This window comes from Actinomycetota bacterium (assembly GCA_035765775.1).
Taxonomy (GTDB): Bacteria; Actinomycetota; CADDZG01; order JAHWKV01; family JAOPZY01; genus DASTWV01.
In genome coordinates this window covers 38,413-62,768 of sequence record DASTWV010000004.1, presented here as the reverse complement: position 1 = coordinate 62,768, position 24,356 = coordinate 38,413, and the positions used below count along the sequence as shown (strand labels likewise).

The following is a 24,356-nucleotide window of genomic DNA, read 5'->3' as shown; positions in this document are numbered from 1 at the left end:
AAAAGCCTTGATATTGCGATAGAGGGCCAAAGAATTGCAGGTGGTGCATCGGCGCAGGGCCGTAGCCCCGGCGGGTAGGCTGCCGCCATGCTGATCGGGGCACATGTGGGCCAGGAGGATCCGCTCGGCGACGCTCGGACGCTGGGGGCGGAGGCCATCCAGATCTTCCTCGGGGACCCGCAGAGCTTCGAGAAGCCGGCCCCCCGGCCCGACGCCGAGGCGCTCAAGGCGTCGCCGATCCCCATCTACGTCCACGCACCCTACCGGCTCAACATCTGCCACCCCAACCCCCGGGTCCGGGTCCCCTCCCGCAAGACGCTGTCCCAGACCGCCGACGCTGCCGCCGTGATCGGCGCCGCCGGGGTGATCGTGCACGGGGGCCACGCCGAGGACGACCCCGCCGAGGGGCCCCGGCGGTGGTGGAAGGTCTTCGAGGAGCGGGAGTTCCCGGTGCCGATCCTCATCGAGAACACCGCCGGGGGCGACAACGCCGTCGCCCGCTACGTCGAGCAGCTCGACCGGCTCTGGCAGGCGCTCGCCGGGTTCCCGGCCGGGTTCTGCTTCGACACCTGCCACGCCCATGCCGCCGGCGAGGACCTCGCCACAGTGGTGGAGCGGGCGAAGGCGGTGACCGGCCGGATCGACCTCCTGCACGTCAACAACTCCCGGGACGCGGCGGGGAGCGGGGCGGACCGCCACGCCAACGTCGCCGCCGGCGAGATCCCCCCGGAGGTCATCCGGGCGATGGTCGAGGCTGCCGGGGCCCCGGTGGCGATCTTCGAGACCCCGTGGCCCGGCATCGGCGAGGACATCGCCTGGCTCCGGGGAGGCCTGCCGGGGGGTTGACAACCGCGCGCGTAGAAAATCTGTACGGGTAATGACGGCGGGGATGGAAAGCGGGCATCCCTGGGTAATGGACTAGTATGAATTATCCCATCACGCGCCAACTGCACCATCAGCTGCGCCCGCCACGTCTTCCCACCTCCTTCACCCGACGCCTGCCCCCCTCGCCGCACGCGCCCGCCGAGGCGCGGCGTGCCCTGGATCGGCTCCGGCCCGTGGTGGTGCCAGACTGCTTGGACGATATCCGCCTCCTTGTCACCGAGCTGGTCACCAACAGCTACCGCCACGCCCCGCCCGACGCCGGGGCACCCATTGACCTCCACGTGTGTGTGGGGCACTCCACCGTCCGGGTGGAGGTGCGCGACGGGGGCTGGGGTTTCACGCCCCCACCTGCCCCCGACCTGCCTGAGGAGGGCGGGCGCGGCCTGTACCTCGTCGGGCAGATGGCCGACCGGTGGGGCGTGCGGCAGGAGCCGACCACCTGCGTATGGTTCGAGATGGATGTGGAGAAGCCATGGCAGCAGGGCGGCCAGACCGCCCACTCGACCCTCTGAAGGGAGCCGGACGGTAAGCTGGCCGCGATGCTTACCGAACGCCGCGCCTCCCGCCGCATCCGGCTCGGTACCGTGGACATCGGTGGCGGGGCCCCCATCTCCATCCAGTCGATGTGCACCACCAAGACCGACGACATCGGCTCCACCCTCGTTCAGGTCCACCAGTTGGCCACCCAGGGGGCCGACATCGTCCGGGTCGCCGTCCCGCACGAGGGGGACGCCCGCGCCCTACCCACCATCGTGGCGCAAGGCGGCGTGCCCATCGTGGCCGACATCCATTTCTCCTACCGGCTGGCGCTCTTGGCGCTCGAGGCGGGTGTCCAGGGCCTGCGGCTGAACCCGGGCAACATCCGGGACCCCTCCCACATCCGCACGGTGGTGCGCGAGGCCAAGGACCGCAACGTGCCGATCCGGGTGGGGGCCAACGCCGGCTCCCTGGACCGTGCCCTGGTGGCCCGTCACGGCGGGCCGACCCCGGCGGCCCTGGTGGAGAGCGCCCTCGGCGAAGTCCGCATCCTGGAGGACGAGGGCTTCACCAACATCAAGATCTCGGTCAAGCACCAGAACGTGCCCCAGATGATCGCGGCGTACCGGATGCTGGCCACCCAGTGCGACTACCCGCTCCACCTCGGGGTCACGGAGGCCGGGCCGCCACCGACGGGCCTGGTGAAATCCGCCATCGGCATCGGCACGCTGCTGGCCGAAGGGATCGGCGACACGATCCGCATCTCGCTCACCGCCGACCCGGTCGAAGAGGTGAAAGCGGCCAAGCAGGTGCTGCAGAGCCTCGGTCTGCGCCGGACCACCTTCGACCTGGTCGCCTGCCCGTCGTGCGGGCGGGCCGAGCTCGACGTGGTGGGGCTGACCAACGAGGTCCTGGCCCGGCTCGAGAAGCTCAACCTGCCGCCCGTTCAGATCGCCGTGATGGGTTGCGAGGTGAACGGGCCCGGCGAGGCCCGGGACGCCGACGTCGGCTTAGCGGCAGGCCCGGGCCGCGGCTTGCTGTTCAGCCGTGGCAAGCAGCTCGGATGGGTCCCCGCCGACCGGATGGTGGAGGCTCTGCTGGACGAAGCGATCAAGGTCGCGGCAGCCAAGCAAGCGGAAGAGTTGGCGGCCCCCGCCATTTGACAGCGGCAGACACCCCGAGCTAGATTGAGCACCCGCTCAAATGCTAGCCTGTTGCACGCGCGCTGTTTGATCCCGGAGTTGGATCCCCGAGTTAGGACCGGCGAGAATGACGCGGAAAATTCTCATCGCGGCCCCCCGCGGCTGGTGCGCGGGCGTGGAGCGGGCAGTCGAGATCGTCGAGCGCGCCCTGGCCCGCCACGGTGCCCCGGTCTACGTCCGCAAGCAGATCGTCCACAACCTGCACGTGGTGCGCAGCCTTGAGGCCAAGGGCGCCATTTTCGTCGAGAGCGAGGACGACGTCCCCGAGGGGGCGGTGTGCGTGTTCTCGGCTCACGGGGTCTCGCCCGAGGTGCGCCAGAACGCCGCCCGGCGCTCGCTCACCGTCGTGGACGCCACCTGCCCGCTGGTGACCAAGGTGCACGTCGAGGCCCGCCGCTTCGCCTCGGCCGAGCGCAGCATCTTCCTCATCGGGCACCGCAGCCACGAGGAGGTGGAAGGCACCGCCGGGGAAGCCCCCGGGCGGGTGACGGTGATCGAGGACCTCGCCGATGTCGAGCGCGCGGTCGCCGGTGACCCCGACCGGGTCGCCTTCCTCACCCAGACGACGCTGGCCGTGGACGACACCGTCGAGTTGATCGCCGCCCTCCGGGACCGGTTCCCGGCGATGGTCGGGCCCCGGCACGACGACATCTGCTACGCCAGCCAGAACCGCCAGCAGGCAGTGAAGGCGCTGGCCGGGCGCAGCGACCTGGTGCTCATCGTCGGTTCGGAGAACTCCTCGAACTCGAACCGCCTGGTGGAGGTGAGCGCCGAGGCGGGCACCCCGGCGCACCTGGTGGGCGACGAGACCGCGATCGACCCGGCCTGGCTCCTGGGAGCCGGGGTGGTGGGCGTCTCGTCGGGGGCCTCGACGCCCGAGGTGCTGGTCGACCGCGTGGTGGCCTACCTCGGGGCAGCCGGGTTCGGCGAGGTGGAAACGCTGGAGGTTGCCACCGAGGACGTACACTTCCCGCTCCCAGCGGAACTACTGGACTGAGCGGAAGGGCTACGAGCACGCGATGGAACCACTGTCCCGGGATCAGATGGCGGAGGCGCTCGACCTCGTTGCGGGCGACCTCGAGCGGATTGAGAACCTGCTGGTCGAGTCGTCGGTCGCCGGCACCCCGTTCCTGACCGAGACCGCCACCTACCTGACCAAGGCCGGAGGCAAGCGCCTGCGCCCTGCGCTCCTGGCCCTCTCCTCCGGGATGTGGGCGGGGTGCGGGCCGGACTCGGACGCCACCGCGGCTGCCATCGAGATGACCCACCTGGCCACGCTGTACCACGACGACGTCATCGACGAGGCCACGGTCCGCCGGGGGGTCCCGAGCGCCAACGACAAGTGGGGCAACACCGTCGCCATCCTGGTGGGGGACTACCTCTTCGCCCGGGCCTCCAGCATGGCGGCCGATGTGGGCGGCGACGTGCCGCGGGTCCTCGCCGACGCCATCGCCCGGGTGGTCCAGGGCCAGGTCCGGGAGCTGGAGCACCTGTACGACATCCGGCGCTCGCCGGAGCATTACTTCTCCACGGTGGACGACAAGACCGGGGCACTGCTGGAGGCCGCCTCCCGCCTGGGGGCGTCGCTGGCCGGTGCCACGCCCGAGGAGGCGGAGCGCACCCGGCAGTTCGGCTCCTACTTCGGGACCGCCTTCCAGATCGCCGACGACCTGCTCGACATCTCCGCCACCGAGGAGGAGCTGGGGAAGGCACCCGGCACCGACCTGCGCGACGGGGTCTACACCCTGCCGCTGATCTTCGCGGTCGAGGCCGACCCCTCGCTGGCGTCGGCTCTCGGGACCCCCAACCCGGACATCGACCTGATCCGGGCGGCCGTCGTGCGCACCGGGGCCTTCGAGCGGTCGCTCGAGGTTGCCGCCGGGTACGTCGACCAGAGCCTGGCCGCCCTGGAGGCCGCTCCGCCCGGACCGGCCCGGGAGGCACTCGAGCGGCTGTCCCGCCTCGTCATCGATCGGGTCCCCGTCCTCGAGTGAGGGGGGTCCCCGCAGGAATCTCGCAAGTTCTCCACGAGATCTCCATCGCTATCTCCAGCCGGTACATACGCTGGCGGCCGTAGAGTTTGGATGTGAACCCAGCCATGAGTGAGCGCATCCAGCAGGTGCGCGATCCGGCGGAGCGCCTGGCCGGCGCCCGCATCCCCACCCACCTGGCCGTGATCCCGGACGGCAACCGCCGCTGGGCATGGCAGCACGGCGTGCCCCCGATCGAGGGCCACCGCCGGGGCTTCGACGCCGCCCGCCGGCTCTCCCGCTTCTGCCGGCGCATCGGCATCCACACCGTGACCTTGTGGGCGTTCTCCACCGAGAACTGGAAGCGCTCGCCGGAGGAGGTGGCCGGGCTCTTCGCCCTCTACGAGTCCTGGATCCGCGACCTGCTCCCCGAGGCGCTCGAGGAGGAGGTGCGGGTGGTGCACATCGGCCGCCGGGACGGGGCGCCCGTCGGGATGGAGGGGGCGGCGGCGCAGGCCGGGTTCCCGGCCGGGCTGCCGGATTCGCTGCTGGAGGCAGTGGACGAGATCACCGCCGAGACCGCCCACTTCGAGCGCAATGTGATCTCCCTGGCCATCAACTACGGCGGGGCGGACGAGTTGCAGCGGGCGGTGGCCCGCCTGCTGGCGCACGCCACCGCCTCGGGCGCGGACCCGGCGAGCCTGGTGCTGGGCGACTTCCTCGACACCGCGGGCCATCCTTATCCCAACCCCGACATCGTGTGGCGAACGTCTGGGGAATACCGGTCGTCGGGCTTCCTGCCACTGCAGGCGGCGTACGCCGAGCTGATCTTCACCACGAAGTACTGCCCCGAAGTGACCGAGGACGACGTGGTCGATGCCGTCCTGGCCTACTCGGCCCGCACCCGCCGGTTCGGGGGCTGAGCCCGGGCGCCCGGCCTGGGGTGCGCATGGGGGAACTGGGGGACATTTGTCCCACTGCCCGGGACGAAAGTCCCCCACCTCCCCGGCCCCGGTCCCGCCGACCTCCCGGCCGTGCGCGCCCTCAGTGCCCCCGACGCGCACCGGGGACCCCGAAGGGTCCCCGGTGAACCTGCGGTGCGAAGCGGCTAGTTCGAGGCCGCCATGCCCACCATCGGCTTGTTCAGCGTGATGCTGCCGGCGGAGCCGAAGAACTTGGCGTCGCCGTAGCTGAAGATGCCGCCGTCCGACGCGTCCAGCCAGTACCCGCCGCCGGTCGGGGTGGGGGTCATGCCCACCATGGGCTTGTTGAGCTTGATGCTGCCTGCCGAACCCTGGAAGGTGGCGTCCCCGTAGGTGAAGATGCCGCCGTCCGAGGCGTCCAGCCAGTAGCCCTGGCCGTCGGCCGTCGGGGCCATGCCCACCACCGGCTTGTTGAGCTTGATGCTGCCGGCGGAGCCGAAGAAGCTGGCGTCCCCGAAGGAGAAGATGCCGCCGTCGGACGCCACCAGCCAGTAGCCCTGGCCGTCGGCGGTGGCCGCCATGCCCACGATGGGCTTGTTCAGCTTGATGCTGCCGGTCGAGCCGAAGAACTTGGCGTCGCCGTAGCTGAAGATGCCGCCGTCGGACGCCACCAGCCAGTAGCCCTGGCCGTCTGGGGTTGATGCCATTGCAACCACGGGCTGGTTCAGCTTGATGGCGCCGGTCGAGCCGAAGAAGTTGGCGTCGCCGTAGCTGAAGATGCCGCCGTCGGTGGCCACCAACCAGTAGCCCTGGCTGTCCGGGGTGGCCGCCATGCCCACCACCGGCTTGTTGAGCTTGATGTTGCCGGTGGAGCCGAAGAACTTGGCCCCGGGGCCGTAGCTGAAGATGCCGCCGTCGGAGGCGACCAGCCAGTACCCGCTCTGCTGGACGCCACGCCCGATAAGCAGCGCCGTCTGCGGGCTGTTGGCGGCATTGTCCTGGAAGCTGATCGTTGCCGCCTGGACGCCCTCAGTGACCGGGGCGAACTCCACCGCCACCGAGCAGAGGCCCTGCGGGGCCAGCGTCTGGCCGGAGCAGTGGTCCTGCACGATGGGGAACTCGGCTTTGGCGGTGCCGGTGACGAACACGCTGCCCACGGTCAGGTTCCCCGGACCGGCGTTGCCCAGGAACACCGAGCGGGAGGTGCTGGTGGTACCCAGCCCGGTGTTCGGGAACAGGGTGACCGAAGGGAACACGCTGGTGGTCAGGACGGATCCGGAACCCGTGACGGGTACCACCGCCGGCGAGTTGCTCGCCGAGCTGGTCACGGTGAGCGTGGCCCCCTGGGCGCCGGTGGCGGCGGGGTTGAAGGTCAGCCCGAGCGTGCAGGTGGGGCTGGCCGGGGTCAGCACTGCGTTGGTGCAGTTGTCGGACGCGATGGCGAACTGGGTGCCGGTCACATTGGCCAGGCTGACCGCGGTGACGGTGGCGGCGCCGCCGCTGGCGGTGACGGTGACCGTCCGGACGGTCGAGGTGGCGCCGATCCCCTGTTCACCGAAGGCGACCGGGTTGGGGCTCACCGATACGTTGCCGGAGATCGTCAGGCGGCCAATCTTGCCGGTGGTCTGTTCGGTGAACCAGATGTTGCCGTCCGGGCCTTCCGTGATGCCCCCGACGGCGCTGCTGGCCGGCAGGGTCGGTGCGAAGGCATTGGCGCTGGGCACCGGGTACTCCGCCACCACGGTGCCCGTCGTGCTGATCTGGTCGATGGTGTTCGTGCCGGCGACGGTGACCCACAGATCGCCGTCCGGGCCGGACGTGATGCCGAGCGGCTGGGCGGTGGTGGTGGTCAGGGGGAAGCGGGTGACGACCCCGGTGGCGGGGACCACCTTGTCGACGAAGCCGTTGCCCGTCCCGTCGCCCGACTCTGTGAACCACAAGTTGTTGTCCGGTCCCACGGTGATGTCACCCAGGTTGCTGTTCGCCAGGGTGGTGGTGGTGACCGAATGGTTGGTGAGCACGCCGGCCGGGGTCATCTGCCCGACCGTGGGCGTCGCGCCGTCCTGCTCGGTGAACCACAGGTTGCCGTCCGGGCCGGTGGTGATCTCGGTGGGGAGCCCGATGACGGTGCCCGACACCGGCTGGGTGGTGACGGTCCCGGTGGCGCCCACCTCGACGACGTGGCCGCCGGCGTACTCAGTGGCCCAGACCGCATTGGTGCCGGACGGGCCCGCCGTAATGCCCGTGGGTACGACCGAGGCGGTGGGCAGGCCAAAGGTGTTGACCATGACTCCCGCCGGGGTCATCTCGCCCACGGCGTTGCCGCTCCCCGATGACTCGGTGAACCAGAGGTTGCCGTTCGGGCCGGAGGCGATGCCCACCGGGGCGCTGGCGGCGTTGGTCACCGCGAACTGGCTGACAGTGCCAGACGGGGTGATCCGCCCGATGGCCCCGGACGCCTCGGCAAACCAGAGGTTGCCGTCCGGCCCGGTAGTAATGCCCATGGGGCTTCCGGTGGCGCTGACGGCGAACTCGTCGATGTGGCCGGTGGCGCCGGCGGCTGGTGCCGCCAGAGCCGTGACAGTGGACCCGGGGAGGAGCGCCAGCACGGACCCCAGGATCGCCAATGTGAGGACACGGCCGAGGAAGCCGGGGCTGACCAACCGAAACCGCTGCATACACAACTCCTTTGCGAGACGGACGTCTGAAGGCATCCGGTATGGGAGGGGGCCGGACGGTACCGGCTCTGCTAGGTACCCGTTTCTACCGCGAACAAACGGGGAAAGCAAGGGAAATTACCGATGTACACAGAGGGATGCGGGGGTATTTAACAGGATCGAGACCATTTTTAATCCTCCGAGCGGCGCAGGAAGCCGCTTCCTGATGGCTTGCTTCAAGACCGCGAACAGTGTCTGTGTGCCCCCTGTGAGCACGCCCAGGTCCTCTCGAATAGCTTGAATTGCTCACACCGCCGGGCCGCGTGGCAAGGTTCTATGGTTGAACCGCCCGTTCGCGGGGCCGATCGCCGATAGGAGGCCGCGCATGTCCCGGGCCCGGCTTGACCGGCTTGACCGGCTTGACCCAGGGGTGAGCGTGCGCCGTGACGCCCAGGCGAGCGCTCCGGGAGCAGGGCGATGCCGCCCGCCCCCGCCCGGGAGCTGGAAGACGTGGCGCAGCAGGGCTCAATGCCGGGCAAGCTCCATCTCGGCGTGCTCCATAGCCGAGTTCCCGCGCTTCCTCAACTATGTACGAGCATCTTGTTCACCCGAAATGTGACTACGCTCCATGGTGCCTTACTACTGTGCCGCTGCGGTGCCCACAGTCGCCGGAAGACCGGCCGTGCCGGCCAGCCGGCCGGGAAGTTCGTCGGCCGAATGGAGTACGAACGCCAGCGCGGTACGCTTGCGGAAGCCGGGAATCCACCGGTGATCGGGGTGCAGGCCCATCTGGCCGTCCAGACAGCTCGAGCACAATTCGAGCCGGTAGCGCACCCCATCCACCTGGAAGACCACCTCCTTGGCGGCCTCATCTGGAATCTCCTTGCGGCAGGCGTCGCAGAGAATGAGCATTGCGTGGCTTCGCATCTGAGGCCTCCTCCGTGAATAGCGGGCATCGGGTCGCGTCATTGTCCTCGTTCGGGCGTCGCCGGTTGCGACGCCCACCCGGCCAATCCCGGGCGAGCCGCCTCCCGACGCGCACCGGCCGGGGGCAGGTGCCCCCGGCCGGCCGGGAAACGTCGGGACTGCAGGTGGGGCTACCGGGCGGTCATCCCCACGATCGGCTTGTTCAGGTGGATCGCCCCGGCGGAGCCGAAGAAGCCGGCGTCGCCGTAGTTGAAGATGCCGCCGTCGCTGGCCACCAGCCAGTAGCCGCCCGAGTCGGGCGTGCCCGCCATGCCGACGATGGGCTGGTTCAGGTGGATCGCCCCGGCGGAGCCGTGGAACAGGGCGTCGCCGTAGGCAAAGATGCCGCCGTCGGTGGCCACCAGGTAGTAGCCGCCCCCACTGGTCGTGGCTGCCATGCCCACGATCGGCTTGTTCAGGTGGATCGACCCGGCGGAGCCGTGGAACGAGGCGTCGCCGTAGTTGAAGATGCCACCGTCGCTGGCCACCAGCCAGTAGCCACCGCCGCCCAGGGTGGGCGCCATGCCCACGATGGGCTTGTTGAGGTGGATGGAGCCCGTCGACCCGAAGAACTTGGCGTCGCCGTAGGCGAAGATGCCGCCGTCGGTCGCCACCAGCCAGTAGCCCTGGCCGTCCGGGGTGGAGGCCATGCCCACGATGGGCTTGTTGAGGTGGATGGAGCCCGTCGAGCCGAAGAACTTGGCGTCGCCGTAGCTGAAGATGCCGCCGTCGCTGGCCACCAGCCAGTAGCCGCCGCCGTCGGGCGTGCGGGCCATGCCGACGATGGGCTGGTTCAGGTGGATGGAGCCCGTCGAGCCGAAGAACGAGGTGTTGCCGTAGTTGAAGATGCCACCGTCGGTGGCCACCAGCCAGTAGCCGCCGCCGCTGGCGGCGGGGGCGACGCCCCTCCCCGCCAGGTTGGAGGTCTGCGGGCTGCCGGCACCGGCGAAGGCGACGGACAGCGACGCCGAGCGGCCCCCAAGCGCGGTGGGCCGGAAGGCGACCTGCACGGCGCAGCTGGACCCGCTCGCCACCGTCTTGCCGGAGCAGCCGTCGGACAGCACCAGGAAGTCGCCGGCGTTGGTGCCGCCCACGCTGACGCCGCCGGGGTTGACCGCCACCGGTGCTCCGGTGACGTTGCTCAGGCTGAACACGATGGCCCTACCGGTGGTGCCGACCCCCTGATCGGGGTACGTGGCGCTGTTCGGGGTCAAGGTGGGGGCGCCGGAACCGGTGCCGCTCAGCACCACTGCATGCGGGCTGCCCGATCCGGTGTCGGTGAACTGCAGGGATGCGGTCCGCGTGCCCTGGGCACTGGGTTTGAACTGCACGGTGACGCTGCACGACGCCCCGGACCCGAGCGACGCTCCGCAGGTGTTGGTCGGGATGGTGAAGTCGCCGGCGTTGGGGCCGACCACCTGGACATTGCTGATGCTGATCGCCGCCCCGCTGGTGTTCATTGCCGTGACCGCCAGAGAGCTCGCCGTCCCGACGCCCTGCGTGCCGAACGCCAGCGGCGACGGCGAGAACGTGATGGCCGACGCAACCGATACGCGATCCAGTGCGCCGCAGGTGTTGTTCTCGGTGAACCAGACGTTGCCATCGGGGCCGACCGTCATGCCGGTGGGCTGCACGTTGCCGGAGAAGGGGCTGATGTTGGTGTTGGAGTTGGGGTCGTGGCACCCGGGCACGGAGACCGAGAGCCAGGCGTGGGTGGTGGGGTTGAACTGCCACACCGAGCTGGTGGAGACGTCGGTCATGTAGATGTTGCCGTCGGGGCCGGCGATGATCGAGTTGGGGGCGAAGGCGCCGAACCCGTTGCCCGAGCCGGGGAGGTCGCCGGGCGGGACGAAGGTATGAATGGCACCTCCCGTGGTGATCATGCCGAGGGCGCCGTTGCCCACCATCGTCGGCCGGAAGGGCGGGCTCCCGGGGCTGTGGTCACCTTCGGCGGTGAACCAGAGCGCTTTGCCGCCGGCGCCGTCCGGGCCGACGGTGATGCCGTCGAGACCGGCGAGCGCGACCCCGGCGTTGGACGGGGCCGGGTCGCCGGCAGGCGGCACGGCGGCGAACTGGTGAACCAGGTGGCCGGTCGGGTCGAGCACGCCGATGTACCTGCCGCCCTGCACCGTCGTCCACAGGTTGCCGTCCGGCCCGGCCACAATGGCCTCAGGCTGTTCGGTCACGGTCGTGGTCGTGCCGAGCGGCTGGCCGCCGGGCAGTGTGAAGATGCTGAGGCCTGTGCCCTCGGTGTTGATCGCGCCGATCCGGCCCGCCCCGAACTCGGTGAACCACATGCGCCCGTCGGGGCCGGGGGTGATGTCGGTCAGCTGCGGCGAGGCGGTGCCGGTTGTCTGGTTTGGGTCGGCCACTCCCACGGGCGCGAACCGGTTGCCGCCCTGGGCGGTGAAGGAGTCGATGTCGTTGGTCGAGCTGCCGTTGTTCACGGCCCACAGGTTGCCCTGCGCGTCGGGAGCGATGGCGACGGTCACCGCGCCCGGCGGCTCGACCTGGTAGAGGGAGAGGGTCTGCGACGCCGGGTCAAACGACCCGATCTGGCAGCTGGGAGCGGGTGATCCGCCCGGCACGCCCGAATTGGGGGCGGACAGGTCCTCGCCGGCATCGGTGTAGAACAGGTTGGCACCGAGGGTGGTCAGGCCGACCGGGTCGCTGCTGTTGTTCTGGACGATGCCGGATCCGGGGCAGTTGCCGCCCGTGCTGGACGTGGGCTGGAACTGCGTGAGGGTGCCGATGGCCGCTTGGGCGGGAGTCGTCAACGCCGCCAGGGGCGCCACCGCCAGCACTGTGCCGACGAGGGACACCAGGGCGACCTGGGCTGAACTCAACCGCAACCGGCGATCATGCATACGCATCTCCTTTGTGAGCGGGACTTCAAAGCTGCCTTGTTTGTGTTGTTTTTGATGCTGAGTGTTCCTGCTTTGCCTGTTCCTACCCTCTGGCTGCCCTGCAAAGCAAGGCCAGCACCCGATTCAGCGCGTTCATCCCGGCGCCTGAGCGAATCTTCAGCGCGCGTTAATGGTGCTCCGCCCTCCCGTACTCCTTCCTGGGCTTCCTCCGGCGCGTGAACTTACTCCATATCGGATTCGAACCGTAAAAGCTGAATCCGTTGCTTAAAAACCAGGCGCCATCCCGACGATCGGCTGGTTCAGGCGGATGCTGCCCGCTGAGCCGTCGAACGACGCATCACCAAAGGCAAAAATGCCGCCGTCGGTGGCCACCATCCAGTACCCATTCCCCGAAGCGCTCCCCGCCATGCCAACGATGGGCTTGTTGAGGTGGATTGAGCCGGTGGAGCCGAAGAACCGGGCGTCACCATAGGAGAAGATGCCCCCGTCGGTGGCCACCAGCCAGTACCCCGCCCCGTCGGGGCTGGCGGCCATCCCGACGATGGGCTTGTTCAAATGGATCGCCCCGGTGGACCCGTAGAAGGTGGCGTCGCCGTAGCTGAAGATGCCGCCGTCGGAGGCCACCAGCCAGTAGCCGTGACCGTCCACGGTGGGCACCATGCCCACGATCGGCCGGTTGAGGTGCAGCGAGCCCGTGGACCCGTAGAAGGTGGCGTCGCCGTAGCTGAAGATGCCGCCGTCGCTGGCGACCAGCCAGTAGCCCCCGCCGTCGGGGGTCGTGGCCATGCCCACGATGGGCTTGTTCAGGCGCAGCGACCCGGTGGACCCGAGGAACTTGGCGTCGCCGTAGCTGAAGATGCCGCCGTCGGTGGCCACGAGCCAGTACCCACCGGCGTCGGTGGTGGCCGCCATGCCCACGATGGGCTTGTTCAGGTGGATGCCGCCCGCCGATCCGTGGAACACCACGGAGCCGTAGCTGAAGATGCCGCCGTCGCTGGCCACCAGCCAGTACCCCAGCGTCACGACGCCCCGCCCGAGGAGGGTGATCGACTGGGGGCTGTCGATGCCGGTGTCGTGCACCTGGAGCGAGGCTGCCCGGATGCCCTGGGAGCTCGGGTGGAACACCACACCAATGGCGCACGTCCCCCCCGGGGCCACCGTGGTGCCCGAGCAGCTGTCCGACGTCACGGCGAAGTCGCCGGCCGCCGCCCCGGTGATGGACGTCGAGGTGACCGCCACCGGCGAGTTGCTCACGTTGGTGAGCACCGCCGCCCGGGAGGTGCTGGTGACCCCCACCTGCTGGTTGCCGAAGGGGAGCAGGGTCTGGGTGAACGACAGGGTGGCCGCCACCCCGGTCCCGGACAACGGCACGGTCTGGGGGCTCCCGAGCGCCCCGTCGGTCACGGTCAGGATGGCGCTGCGCGGGCCGAGGCTGCCGGGGGTGAACGAGACCTGGATGGTGCATGTCTGACCGGTAGCCAGCGTCGCCCCGGAGCACCCGTCAACGATGGGGAAGTCATCGGGGTTGGGGCCGGTGACGCTGGTGGAGGTCACCGAGAAGCTGGCGCCCGCGTTGTTCGAGAAGGTGAGGGTCACCGGCGCCGAGGTCGAGCTGACCGCCTGGTTGCCGAAGCTGATGCTGCTCTGGTTGAACCCGGCGCCGCTGGTGGCGGACCCGGAAAGGTTGACCACCTGGGACTGGGTCCCGGCATCGTCAGCGAAGGTCAGGGTGGCGTTGCGGGCCCCGAGCGGGCCGGTGGTGGGCGAGAAGGCGACCGACACCGTGCAGGAGTTGTGTGCCGGGATGAGGGCCTGACCTCCGCAGCCGTCGCTCACGATCCGGAAGTCGGCGGCGCTCGTGCCCCCGAGGGTGACCGAGGCGATGCTCAGGGTACCCCCGCCGGTTGACGTGGCGGTGACCACCTGGGGGGCGCTGGCACTGCCGATCGCCTGGCTGCCGAAGGTGAGCGAAGCGCTGGCCGGGGCGATGGCCACCGACGGGCTGATCAGGAGCTTGCCGATCTTGCCGGTGTTGGGCTCGGTGAACCAGATGTTGCCGTCCAGCCCGGCGGTGATGCCCGTTGGCGGGATGTTCGTCGAGCTCGAGAAGGCGCCGGCGGTGGGGACGGCGTACTCCTGGACGGTGCCCCCGGTGGTGACCGAGCCGACCTTGTTGGTGCCCTGGTCCGTGAACCACAGGTTGCCGTCCGGTCCGGCGGTGATGGACGTCGGGTTCGAGCTGGCGATGGGGAACGTCGCCACCGACCCGCCGGTGGTCATCCGGCCGACGACACCCGGGGCCGTGAACCACAGGTTCCCATCCGGCCCGGCCGCCAGGCCGTCGACGCCGGTGGCCGCGGCGAACTCGTTCAGGACCGTCCCGCTGGTGTTCATCTCCCCGATCTTGCCGGTGCTCTGCTCGGTGAACCACAGGTTGCCCGCCAGGGACACGATCGCCTCCGGGTGCACGGTGCCGGTGAGCGGGTAGTCGGTGGTCTTGGTCCCGGCGCCGGCGTTGGCCGCGATCGCCCCGATGGCGTTGGCCCCCTTCTCGGCGATCCACATCCGGCCGTCCGGCCCGAGGGTGAGGCCGGTGGCCAGGCTCAGGCTGGTGGAGACCCCGAAGTCGGTCTCCACGCCCCCCACGGTGGTGCGCCCGACCTGATCGATCAGCGCGGTGAACTCCGTGAACCACAGGTTGGACCCGTCGGAGGCGATGGCCACCGGCTCGGCGCTCGGGGTGAGGGTGGCGTGGACCGTGGCCCCGGTGCCGTTGGTCGCCACCTTGCCGACGCCCGAGTTGGTGGCATCGGTGAACCACAGGTTGCCGTCCGGCCCGGAGGTGATGCCCACCGGTTCGGCGGCGGCGGTCAGCGTCGGGATCGCAATCTCCGAGATGGTGCCGGTCGTCACCACCTCGGCCCCCGCCCGGCCCGCCAGCGGCGTCCCCGGGGCGGCGATGAGGAGGCTCGCCAACAGGGCGAGGAGGGTGCCGCTGGCCAGCGGGTGGCGGGCAGCCGGGTGCGGGCGGGACGGGGATTGGGTCATCGTGGCCTCCTCATAGGCAGAACCGAGATTGTCTCGCATTGCTCACTAATTCCACCAGCCCCACCCCGCCAGGACTGCGGGCAGGTCCTCCAGCGTGTCGATGGCGGCGTCGGGCTCCAGGGTGGCCACCACATCGCCGCCCGCCGCCAGCGCCTCGGCGCGCTCGGCGCCGTCGAGCTCGTTGCGGAACTGACGGGTGAGGACGGTGCGCATCCCGACCTTCTGGGCGCCGCCGATGTCGTCATACAGCCGGTCGCCGACGAAGGCGGCCTGCGTCGGCCGGGCGCCCAGGCCGCTCAGCACGTGCTCGAAGATCCGCCGGTCCGGCTTGCGCCAGCCGAACTCGGAGCTGAACGCGGTGGCAGCGAGGAAGGGCGCCAGCCCGAGGGCCTCGAGGTCGGCCCGGAGGAGGTGCGGCATCAGGGTGATGTTGGACACCAGCCCCATGCCCACCTCCCGCTCCCGCAGCGCCTCCAGGACGCCGATGGTGGCCTGAGGCACGGCGATCGACCCCGAGAAGGCCCGGTGGTCCAGGACGGCCAGCTCACGGGCCAGCGTCGGGGGGAGGTGGACCCCGATGCCGGCGAAGGCCTCGGTGAGCAGCTCGACGACGTCCAGCTCCTGGATGCGGGCCTCCTCGTAGGAGCGCCGCACCAGGGCGTCCATGGCGTCGGTGATCTGCCGGGCGAGGTCCTCGGTCTCAGGCACCTCGTGGTGCGCCTCCCGGATCAGCCGGTTGCGGATCTCGCCGTAGGCGGCGAAGAGCGCGGCGGGAACCCGGCGGAAATCCACCAGGGTGTGGCCGAAATCGAACAGCACGAACCTCTCCCCGCTCAAGACCCCTCATTCTTCCTGCCGCGCCCGACCGATGTCTGGATTTGCATGCCGGGCGGCTAACCTTGCGGGGATGGCGGTCAAGGTGGTGTCCGATCTCCACTCCGGCGTCGAGGCCCTCGCCCGGGAGGTGGGACCCTGGGACACCCTGCTGCTGCTGGGCGACCTGATCAATGTCATCGACTACCGGGCAATGGACGGCATCCTCGTCGAGGTCTACGGCGCCGAGGCGGTGGCCGAGGTGGTCCAGCTCCGGGCGCAGCGCCGCTTCGACGAGGCCCGGGCCGTGATGCGCCGCCGGCGGGAGGGCCGGGAGGAAGAGGTCACGGCCGCCTTCCAGGGCCGGATCCGGGAGGGCTACCGGCGGGTCGCCCAGGTCCTGCCCGCCCGCACGCTGCTCATCCTGGGCAACGTAGACTCACCGGCCATCGCCGCTGAAGAACTCGGCTCGTGCGCCGAGTTTGTCGACGGGAAGGTGGTCGAGATCGAGGGGCTGCGGGTCGGCTTCGCCGGGGGTGGGCTGCCCACGCCGCTGGGGGTGGCGGGTGAGGTCTCCGAGGAAGATTTCGATGCCAAGCTGGCGGCCTTGGGCGAGGTGGACATCGTCTGCTCGCACGTCCCCCCCGACCTGCCCGAGCTGACCTACGACACCATCGCCCGCCGGCGGGAGCGGGGGTCGGCCGGGCTGCTGGCCTACGTGCGTGAGGTCCAGCCCCAGCGGGTCTTCTTCGGCCACATCCACCAGCCGCTGCTCTCCTCGACGCATGTCGGGAGGACGCACCTCGTCAATGCCGGGTACTTCAGGAAGACCCACCGCGCGCTTCGTCTTTCTCTGTAAAGGCGCTCTAGAATCAGCCGATCCCCCGGCGCCGGGTACCACTTCGTAGGGGGGACCGTTCACGAAAGGCACTGTGCGATGGCAGCAGAGTCCGGAAGCGAGACAATCGACATCAAGGCCACCCCGACCCGCATCCTGCAGGTGGTCACCGATCTCGAGGCCTACCCGAAGTGGAACGAGGAGTTCAAGGAGGCCAGCATCCTGGACCGGGATGGCGAGGGCCGTCCGTCCCGGGCCGCCTTCGTGCTCGATGCCAAGATCAAGACGGTGAAGTACACCCTCGACTACACCTACCCGCCCGACGGCGTCGCCTGGGTCAACGAGGAAGGGGGCGATGTGAAGCTCATCAAGGGCTCCTACGCCCTCTCCCAGACCGGCGACACCACGACGGTGACCTACAACTTCGAGATCGACCCGGGCTTCCCGGTCCCGTCGTTCATCCGCCGGCAGGCAGTGAAGATGATCGTCTCCCGGGCGCTCGGGGGCCTGAAGAAGCGCTGCGAGTCCGGCGAGTAGGGGCGCCGCCCCCGGCCCGATGCTGACCGCAGGGGTCGACCTCGGGGGTACCAAGGTGTTCGCCGCCCTGGTCGACGAGGCCGGGGAGATCCGCGCCCGGGCCACGCGCCCGACCGAGCCCGACGCCGCCACCCGATCCACCCTGCGGACGCTGGCTGCCCTGCTGGACGCCTCGGACGAGCGCCCCTCGGCGGTGGGGGTGGCCGCGGCGGCGATGGTGGAGCGGCCGTCAGGGCGGGCGATGTTCTCGCCCAACCTCGCCTTCGAGGACCCGGACCTCGGGGCGGCGATCCGGGGCCGCTTCGGCCTCCCGTCGGTCGTGGTCAACGACGCCACCGCCGCCACCTGGGCGGAGCACCAGCACGGGGCGGGCCGCGGGGTGGCCGACATGATCTTGCTGACGGTCGGGACCGGCATCGGGGGCGGGGCGATTGTGGACGGTCGCCTCCTGCAGGGCGATCGGGGGTACGCCGGCGAGTTCGGCCACATCACCCTCGTCGAGGGCGGCCCGATGTGCGGCTGCGGCCAGCGCGGGTGCCTCGAGGCGCTGGCCTCGGGGACGGCTATCGGGCGGATGGCCCGGGAGGGCATCGGCTCGGCCGGGGACTCCATCGTGCTCGAGCTGGCGGGCGACCAGCCGCAGCGCATCACCGGGGCCCTGGTGGCGGAGGCGGCGCATGCGGGCGATGAGTACGCCGCCGGCATCCTCGAGCGGGCGGGCCGCTGGCTGGGCACCGGCCTCGCCAGCCTGGTCAACGTCTTCGACCCCGCCCTGGTCGTCGTCGGCGGCGGCGCCGCCGGGGCCGGGTGGTTCCTCTTGGAGCCGGCCCGCCAGGAGCTGGGGCAGCGGGTCGGGGACCGGCGGCCGCCCCCCCGGATCGTGGCCGCCGCCCTGGGCAACGACGCCGGTGCGCTCGGGGCGGCGGCCCTCGCCCGCGAACACGCCGCCCACAACCGGTAGGCTGGGCTCTGTGAACGCCGACCTGTTGCTGCGGGAGCTCAAGCGCTGGGGCCTGGCCGTCCCGGCGATCGGCAAGCTGGTGGTCGCCCTGATGATGGACCCCCGGGTGCCGAAGGCCAACAAGCTCATCGTCGGCGGCATCACCGCCTACCTGCTGGACCCCATCGGCATGGTGCCCCGCCGGCTGCTGGGGCTGCGCCGGATCAACGACGTGATCATGCCGGTGGTGGCCCTGGACGTCCTGCTGAACGGGGCGAGCGACCAGGTGCTGCGGGACCACTGGGATGGCGACCCCGAGGTGCTGCGGACGCTGCGCAAGCTGGCCCGCCGGGGCAGCGCGCTCGCCCCGGGCCGGGTGCAGCGCCTCATCGGCAGCGCCGGCTAACCCCCTCCCACCCCGAAGTGCAAGGCCCGGCTGGCGCCTTTATCCTCGTCGGCGTCGAGACGCTCGCCGGGACGTTCCTCCTCATGTGGATCACCATGCTGGGCTGGCGGGTGGTCGACCGCGGCCACTACCGGGCGGCCACCTACTGCATCGTCCCCCTGCTCGCTGCCCTGTCGTTCGCCCTGAAGGGGACGCTGCGGGTGGAGGGCTTCGTGCTCACCGGGCTCATGGCCCTGTTCCTGGTCATGGTGTACACCCAGCGCCCGGCGCTGGAGATCCTGACCGGGGCTCTGGCCTCCGGGCTGGGCGTGTGGCTCATCGTGCAGGGCGGGTCCCGGAGCTGCGGTGGCTGCGGCGACGGCGTGGTGCTGTCGGTGAGCGGCGCCTTCTTCCTGGGAGCCGTTACCCACGCCATGGTGCTGGGGCACTGGTACCTCACCCAGCCCCGCCTCCCCCTCGAGCCCCTGAAGGGGGCTACCCGGATCATGCTGGCATCGATCGGGGCGGTGGTGGTGGCGGGCGTCGCCACCCGGGGCCGGCTGCTGCGGGCGGTGCTGCCCGGGCTGGTGCAGATGTCGGCCGCCAGCTACTGGTGGGCCTGGGTGCTGCTCATCGCGGGGACCGCCGGCCTGGGCCTCATGGTCCGCTCCACGGTGTGGGCCCGCTCGACGCAGTCGGCGACGGGTCTGCTCTACGTGGCGGTGCTGACGGCGATCGGCGCACACTTCCTGGTGAGCCTGCTGCTGGCGTCCTGAGCATCGGTGCCTGCTAAGTCTGAGGGTTCCGTCAGCATTGCTGCGCCTGGTGCTCCGGGTCTGTTACCGCGCGGCCGGCAGTAGCATGGGTCGACGACTGCTGACGACGCCTCAGGAGGAAGCGGCCATGGTTCAGGAAGTGCTCTCCGTACCCGAAGTCACCTGCCATCACTGCGTTTCTGCAATTGAGGGCGCCGTGGGGGCCCTGGCCGGGGTGAGCAGTGTGAAGGTCGACCTCGACCGCAAGGACGTCACCATCGCCTACGACGCCGCTGCGGTGGGCCACGACTCGATCGTCACCGCCATCCAGGGCGAGGGCTACGAGGTGGCGGGGGTTGCCGCGGGCTAGCCGGGCTACACACACCTGGGGACCCGGCTGAGGGCGAAAGCTGGCGCGATGTATCCACAGTGGAGACATCGCGCCACCAACTCGGCCCTGCGCCCGAGCGGTTAGGGCTGTTTCTTCCGCTTGGCCAGCAGGCGGGCGGCCAGGTCTTCCGGTTCCTCGGCCGGCTGCGCTGAGGGCGTGGCTGGCTCCGGCTTCGCCTTCTCGGCTCCACCCGCCCGGCGGTCCAGCCGTCCCCGCAGGCGCAGCAGGGTCGGCTCCACCTCGGCCGGGGCGGCGGGGGGGCGGACGGCCTCGGCCCACACCTTCGTGTCGGCCCGGGAGACCACCAGGCGCCGGGCGGCGATGTCGATCGGGACCAGGAGGGCTGCCAGGGCGAGCAGCCAGGCGGTGAGCGCCTCGCTGACCGACAGCCGGGGGAGGCGCACCCGGTAGGCGGCAGCGGCACTGGGCAGCACCGTCCCGCCCCCCGCCGTGGCCAGCTGGCGCAGGAAGGCGGCGTTGGTGCCGAGGAACTGGTACTCGGGGGAGTAGGCAATCGCCACCCCGCCCAGGGTGCTGTGCAGGACGGTGCCCCCGGACGACGCCGAGACGTGCACCAGGTAGCTGCCGGTCTGGCCGGCGGGGAAATTCCCGACGTAGGTGCCCGGGCCGGTGGCGGTGAGGGGGACCTGCACGCCGGAGAGGTCGGGGCCGGCGACCGTGGCCACCACCTGGGCGCCGGCCGGCAGCGCGGTCGAGGTGGCCAGCTGGGCCGTGATCGCGCCCTGGTTGCCCTGGACGCTGGTCTGGAGGTTGAGGGCCGAGTCGCTGGGGGTGGGCAGCGTCCAGGCCACGATGTTGGCCAGCAGGGTCCCCGACTGCGGCGACGCCAGGAGCGCCCTGGTCCACAGCCCGTCGGTGTCGCTGGTCCAGGTGGCCGCCCGGCCGAGGCCGTACTGCCAGGTGGCCAGCACGGGGTCGCCGGCCGGCGAGGTGAGCACGTCCTGGGCGGCCGGCTTGGTGGTCTCGGCCACGTAGGCGTCGATCGGGGGCAGAGTCGACGGGTTCACCCCGCCCAGGGCAGGGCTCGCAGTGTGGAGGGCCGGGGTGAAGCTGCCCTGCACCACCCACGGCTTCAGGGACTTCTGCGATTCCTGGAGCAGGAGCTGGGGGAGCTGGGAAGGGTTGTCGGACTCGAAGAAGTCGCCGCCGCCCCCGGTGGCGAAGGCCTGCATGTTGGTCATGAACGTCGACTGGGAGTGGACATTGATGCCCACGGCCGAGGCGCTGATGCCCTGGGCGGCCAGCGCCTTGCCCTCGCCGTTGTAGTCGTCCGAGGCGTCGCCGTCGCCCACCAACACGATGAACTTGTTGGCGTTCAGGTTGGTTCCGGGGTTGGCGCTCAGGGCCTTGGCCGCCTCGTTCAGGAAGGGCGAGTAGGTCGAGGGATCGCCAAAGGACATGGTCTGGATGGCGTTGTCGATTGCCGACTTGTTGGCCGCGCTCTGCAGGGGCACGGCGAGCCCGGACGCCCCGTCGGTGATCCCGACGAAGTCCTGTGGGGTGAGCTGGTTGACCAGGGCCACCGCCGCCCCCCGCTCGACGACGTCGGCCTGCGGGTCCTCCATCGTCTCCAGGCAGAGCACGACCGCCACCGGTGGCTTCTTCAGCTGCTGGGGCAGCTGGGCCGAGACCGGGAGGGTCGAGTCCAGCGGGGTGCCGGCGTACCCGCCCGGCCCCAGGGAGTCCTGGCCCCCGAAGGCGGCCAGGCCGGTGCCCAGGTCCCGCACGCCCGCCTGCAGGGTGCCCATCTGCGCCGCGCTCAGAGCCGAGGCGGGAACGTTCACCAGGGCCACCGCCGAGTAGGCGGCCAGCCCGGCGAGGGTGGCGGGCACGGCGGCGGGCGGCACCGTGGTGGGGTTGAGGGCAGCCGCCTTCAGGGCATTGGCGACGTTGGCCCCCTGCCCCGGGGCGCCCTCGACCACCAGCACCCGCTCGGGACCGGTCACCTGGAGGAGGGCGGCGCCCACGTTGTTCTGGGCGTAGGTGTCCTGCGGGGGCGAGATCTGGGCCGTGATGGAGTGGAACCCCGAGACCGCCGGCGGCAGCGGCACGTTCACGGTGGTCTGGCCGGCGCCCAGGCTGACCGGCGCCTGGTAGACCTGGGTCTGGTCGACCGACACCGACAGGGCGGCGGTCTGGGTCACGTTGGAGTCGATGACCACCTGGACCTGGGTCGATGCCCCGGCCGGGAGGCTGGACGGGGCGTGCACCGAGTCCACCCGGGCTTCGGCACCGGTGGGCACGGCGACCGGGAGGACGTCAACCCGGACCCCCTGGGAGCGCAGGGACCGGGCTTCGGAGACCGCGTCGCCCAGGTTCTGCTGCCCGTCGGAGACGACCACGATGTGCTGCAGGGTGGTGGTCGGCATCACCGAGGCGCCGAGGCGCAACCCGGCTTCGAGATCGGTGAAGTCGGCGTCCGGGCTGGTCTGGAAGGTGGTGAACGCCGGCGCCGCGCCCGCCGGGGCCGGGGGCTGCTCGACCAGCGCCTGCTCGCCGGTGGTGACGACGCCCAGCTCGTTGGCCCCCGTCAGGGTGCGCTGCAGGGCGGCGACGGCCTCAGTCTCCTGCTGGGCGCCGCCGGCGGTGCTGGCGCTGCGGTCCACCACGGCCACCAGGCTCTGGGCGTGCGGCGCCCGGGCGAAGGCCAGTCCGCCGATGGCGGCGGCGAGCAGGAGGAGCACCAGCAGGTGGATCCCGAGTGACAGCCGGCCCCGGCGCCGGGAGAGCGGGGGCGGCATCGCCAGCCAGATCGCCACGGCCGCCACCGGCGCCAGGAACGCCACGGCCCCGAGGGCCGGGTGGGCGAGCTGGATGAGGCTAGAGGCCACGGTGGAACACCGCCCACTCGGCGGTCAGGAGCACCAGGGCGGCCGCCGCCGCCCAGGGCCACCACTCGGTGCGCTGGGAGCGCCGGGCTGCCCGGGGCCCGCCCGCCCCCTGGGCGAGGGTGAGCTGGGGGACCGGGGCGATCGGTGCCGGGACAGCGTTCACCACGAAGCGGGACAGCGTCGAACGGCTCCCACCGCTCACCCGGACGACGGTGTAGACGCCCGGCGTCCCGGTGTCGGCGAAGACGAGCGGCTGGGCGGCGGTCAGGGCGTCGAGGTGGCCGTTGGGGCGGATGACGCCGAGGTCGCTGCCGGTCTCGGCGATCCCGACCTCATCGCCCGGGTGGTAGGTGGCCTGCGTGGTCTGGGGGAGCAGCCAGCCGGTCAGGCGGTCGATGAGCACCGGGAAGGCGGTGCGCAGCGGCAGGTCGGACTCGTGCAGGTCGAACCCGATCAGCACGCCCCGGGCCGGTGCGGCCGGCGGCTGCCGCAGCTCCACGACCGGCCCCCCGGGCGAGGTGATGAGGGGCTGGCCGAAGCCGGATTTCGTCAGGTCGTGGGCGGCGGCGACGTGGACGTCGCTGAGTGTCAGGCCGGTGAGGAGCGGGTTCGGCCCGGCCGGCTCCAGCGGGCCCGGGGAGAAGGCGTTGCCCATGGCCCCCGCCGCCCCGCTCGGCGGGTCCACCAGCAGCACCGGCGCGGCGGGCAGGGTGGGCGGGGTGAACTGGTCAAAGACGTAGAGGTCGGCGGGGGGCTCGGCGCTGTAGGCGCTGGCCGTCGCGCTCACGGAGGTGACCGTGATCCCGGGCACGAGGCTCAGGGCCTGCTGGAGGAAGACGTTGCCGTTGCTCACCAGCAGGACCCGGTAGCCGCGGGCCGGGCGGGCGAGGGCCCAGGCCGAGTCGTCCAGGGCGAAGGCGTCGCCCGGGTCGAGGGTGGCGTGGAGTTGCTGGGCGCCCGGCGGCAGTGGGAAGGTGAGGTCCTGGCCCGCCCCGCCGTCCAGGGCGATGGTGCGGGCGTTGGTCAGGCGCCCGTCCACGCTGAGGTTGACCGTCGCCGACCGGCGCTGGCGGCCAGTGTTCTGCACATGGGCGAAGGCCTGCTGGCCGGTGTCGCCGGGCTGGGCCGACAGCGCGGTGATGGCGAGGTCCTCACCCGAGGCCCCGATGGCGTGGAAGGTGACCTGGAAGGGGAGCGCCACCGGGGCGACCACCGGCTCGGTGATCCCGTCGGACAGCACCACCAGCTGGGTGTCCGTACCCGACCCGGACACCGAGGCGGCCAGCGCCAGGGCACCCTGCAGGTCGGCAGGACCGTCGCCCGGCTGGAGGGTGTCGAGGGCATGGCGCAGGGGGCCCTGGTTCCCGACGCTGTCGGCGACCACCCGCGGGTTGCCGTCGAGCACCATCAAGGTCATCCGGTCGCCCGCCTTGACCTCGCCGATCAGCTTGGCCGCCTGGGACTTGGCCTCCTGGAAGCGGCTCGGGTGGACGTCGGTGGCCTGCATGGTGGCCGAGGCGTCGATGAGCACGATGGTGTGGCCCGCCAACGGAGCCGGCGCGCTCTGGGCGGGGCGCATGAGGGCCAGCACCAGGGCGATGGCCGCCAGGATCTGCAGGATGAGCAGCCACGAGATGCGCAGGCGCTGCCAGGGGACGCTGGCCTGGCGATCCTTGATCATCGAACGCCACAGCAACGTGCTGGAGACCGGGACGGGGGTCCGGCGGACCTTGAGGAAGTACAGGGCGACGATCGCCGGCACGATGACGCCGAAGGCGGCGGCAGCCGGGGCGAGGAAGGTCACCAGCGCGCGACCGTGGCCGCGGCGGGCGGCGGGCTAGCTGGACCTT

At 70.9% G+C, this 24,356-nt stretch carries 19 protein-coding genes; 12 read left to right on the top strand and 7 right to left on the bottom strand.

Going from position 1 to position 24,356, the window contains the following annotated elements:
- Positions 1-87: 87 nt before the first annotated feature.
- From VFW71_00840 to uppS, 6 genes are all read left to right on the top strand, one after another.
- On the top strand, positions 88-846 hold the full coding sequence (locus VFW71_00840; protein ID HEU5001311.1) for a deoxyribonuclease IV: 759 nt from the start codon (positions 88-90) through the stop codon (positions 844-846).
- A gap of 77 nt (positions 847-923) precedes the next feature.
- Positions 924-1,397 (top strand): ATP-binding protein, encoded by a 474-nt coding sequence (locus VFW71_00835; protein ID HEU5001310.1) that lies wholly within the window; start codon positions 924-926, stop codon positions 1,395-1,397.
- A gap of 27 nt (positions 1,398-1,424) precedes the next feature.
- Positions 1,425-2,525 carry a flavodoxin-dependent (E)-4-hydroxy-3-methylbut-2-enyl-diphosphate synthase gene (ispG, locus tag VFW71_00830; protein ID HEU5001309.1) on the top strand — a complete coding sequence of 367 codons (1,101 nt, stop codon included), beginning with the start codon at positions 1,425-1,427 and terminating at the stop codon, positions 2,523-2,525.
- Between the two features lie 106 nt (positions 2,526-2,631).
- A complete protein-coding gene (gene ispH / locus VFW71_00825; GenBank protein HEU5001308.1) occupies positions 2,632-3,561 on the top strand; it encodes a 4-hydroxy-3-methylbut-2-enyl diphosphate reductase in 930 nt (309 codons plus the stop codon).
- Between the two features lie 22 nt (positions 3,562-3,583).
- On the top strand, positions 3,584-4,558 hold the full coding sequence (locus VFW71_00820; protein ID HEU5001307.1) for a polyprenyl synthetase family protein: 975 nt from the start codon (positions 3,584-3,586) through the stop codon (positions 4,556-4,558).
- A gap of 104 nt (positions 4,559-4,662) precedes the next feature.
- Positions 4,663-5,457, top strand: a complete 795-nt coding sequence (uppS, locus tag VFW71_00815; GenBank protein HEU5001306.1) for a polyprenyl diphosphate synthase — start codon at positions 4,663-4,665, stop codon at positions 5,455-5,457.
- Positions 5,458-5,642: 185 nt separating this feature from the next.
- On the opposite strand, the gene VFW71_00810 is transcribed toward uppS, so the two are convergent.
- The 5 genes from VFW71_00810 to VFW71_00790 form a co-directional block, all read right to left on the bottom strand.
- A complete protein-coding gene (locus tag VFW71_00810) occupies positions 5,643-8,135 on the bottom strand; it encodes a choice-of-anchor D domain-containing protein (protein HEU5001305.1) in 2,493 nt (830 codons plus the stop codon).
- Positions 8,136-8,753: 618 nt separating this feature from the next.
- Positions 8,754-9,041 carry a hypothetical protein gene (locus tag VFW71_00805; protein HEU5001304.1) on the bottom strand — a complete coding sequence of 96 codons (288 nt, stop codon included), beginning with the start codon at positions 9,039-9,041 and terminating at the stop codon, positions 8,754-8,756.
- Between the two features lie 170 nt (positions 9,042-9,211).
- Complete coding sequence (locus VFW71_00800; GenBank protein ID HEU5001303.1) at positions 9,212-11,947, bottom strand: choice-of-anchor D domain-containing protein; 2,736 nt, start codon at positions 11,945-11,947, stop codon at positions 9,212-9,214.
- Between the two features lie 264 nt (positions 11,948-12,211).
- Entirely contained in the window at positions 12,212-14,995 is a 2,784-nt protein-coding gene (locus VFW71_00795) for a choice-of-anchor D domain-containing protein (GenBank protein HEU5001302.1), read from the bottom strand.
- Positions 14,996-15,040: 45 nt separating this feature from the next.
- A complete protein-coding gene (locus VFW71_00790; protein ID HEU5001301.1) occupies positions 15,041-15,832 on the bottom strand; it encodes an HAD family hydrolase in 792 nt (263 codons plus the stop codon).
- 70 nt (positions 15,833-15,902) lie between these two features.
- Here VFW71_00790 and VFW71_00785 point away from each other — a divergent pair, with 70 nt between their 5' ends.
- The 6 genes from VFW71_00785 to VFW71_00760 all read left to right on the top strand — a co-directional run bounded on the left by VFW71_00785 (position 15,903) and on the right by VFW71_00760 (position 19,633).
- Positions 15,903-16,667 carry a metallophosphoesterase gene (locus VFW71_00785; protein HEU5001300.1) on the top strand — a complete coding sequence of 255 codons (765 nt, stop codon included), beginning with the start codon at positions 15,903-15,905 and terminating at the stop codon, positions 16,665-16,667.
- Between the two features lie 78 nt (positions 16,668-16,745).
- Positions 16,746-17,183, top strand: coding sequence for an SRPBCC family protein (locus VFW71_00780; protein ID HEU5001299.1), 438 nt, complete (start codon positions 16,746-16,748; stop codon positions 17,181-17,183).
- 19 nt (positions 17,184-17,202) lie between these two features.
- Positions 17,203-18,144 (top strand): ROK family protein, encoded by a 942-nt coding sequence (locus VFW71_00775; protein HEU5001298.1) that lies wholly within the window; start codon positions 17,203-17,205, stop codon positions 18,142-18,144.
- Positions 18,145-18,154: 10 nt separating this feature from the next.
- A complete protein-coding gene (locus tag VFW71_00770; GenBank protein ID HEU5001297.1) occupies positions 18,155-18,529 on the top strand; it encodes a hypothetical protein in 375 nt (124 codons plus the stop codon).
- Positions 18,530-18,546: 17 nt separating this feature from the next.
- Entirely contained in the window at positions 18,547-19,284 is a 738-nt protein-coding gene (locus tag VFW71_00765) for a hypothetical protein (GenBank protein HEU5001296.1), read from the top strand.
- Positions 19,285-19,411: 127 nt separating this feature from the next.
- Positions 19,412-19,633 (top strand): heavy-metal-associated domain-containing protein, encoded by a 222-nt coding sequence (locus VFW71_00760; protein HEU5001295.1) that lies wholly within the window; start codon positions 19,412-19,414, stop codon positions 19,631-19,633.
- A gap of 101 nt (positions 19,634-19,734) precedes the next feature.
- Here VFW71_00760 and VFW71_00755 read toward each other — a convergent pair whose 3' ends face one another.
- Positions 19,735-22,506 (bottom strand): VWA domain-containing protein, encoded by a 2,772-nt coding sequence (locus VFW71_00755; protein ID HEU5001294.1) that lies wholly within the window; start codon positions 22,504-22,506, stop codon positions 19,735-19,737.
- Positions 22,496-24,310 (bottom strand): BatA and WFA domain-containing protein, encoded by a 1,815-nt coding sequence (locus tag VFW71_00750; GenBank protein ID HEU5001293.1) that lies wholly within the window; start codon positions 24,308-24,310, stop codon positions 22,496-22,498. The genes VFW71_00755 and VFW71_00750 overlap by 11 nt, the downstream gene beginning before the upstream one ends.
- Positions 24,311-24,356 lie beyond the last annotated feature (46 nt).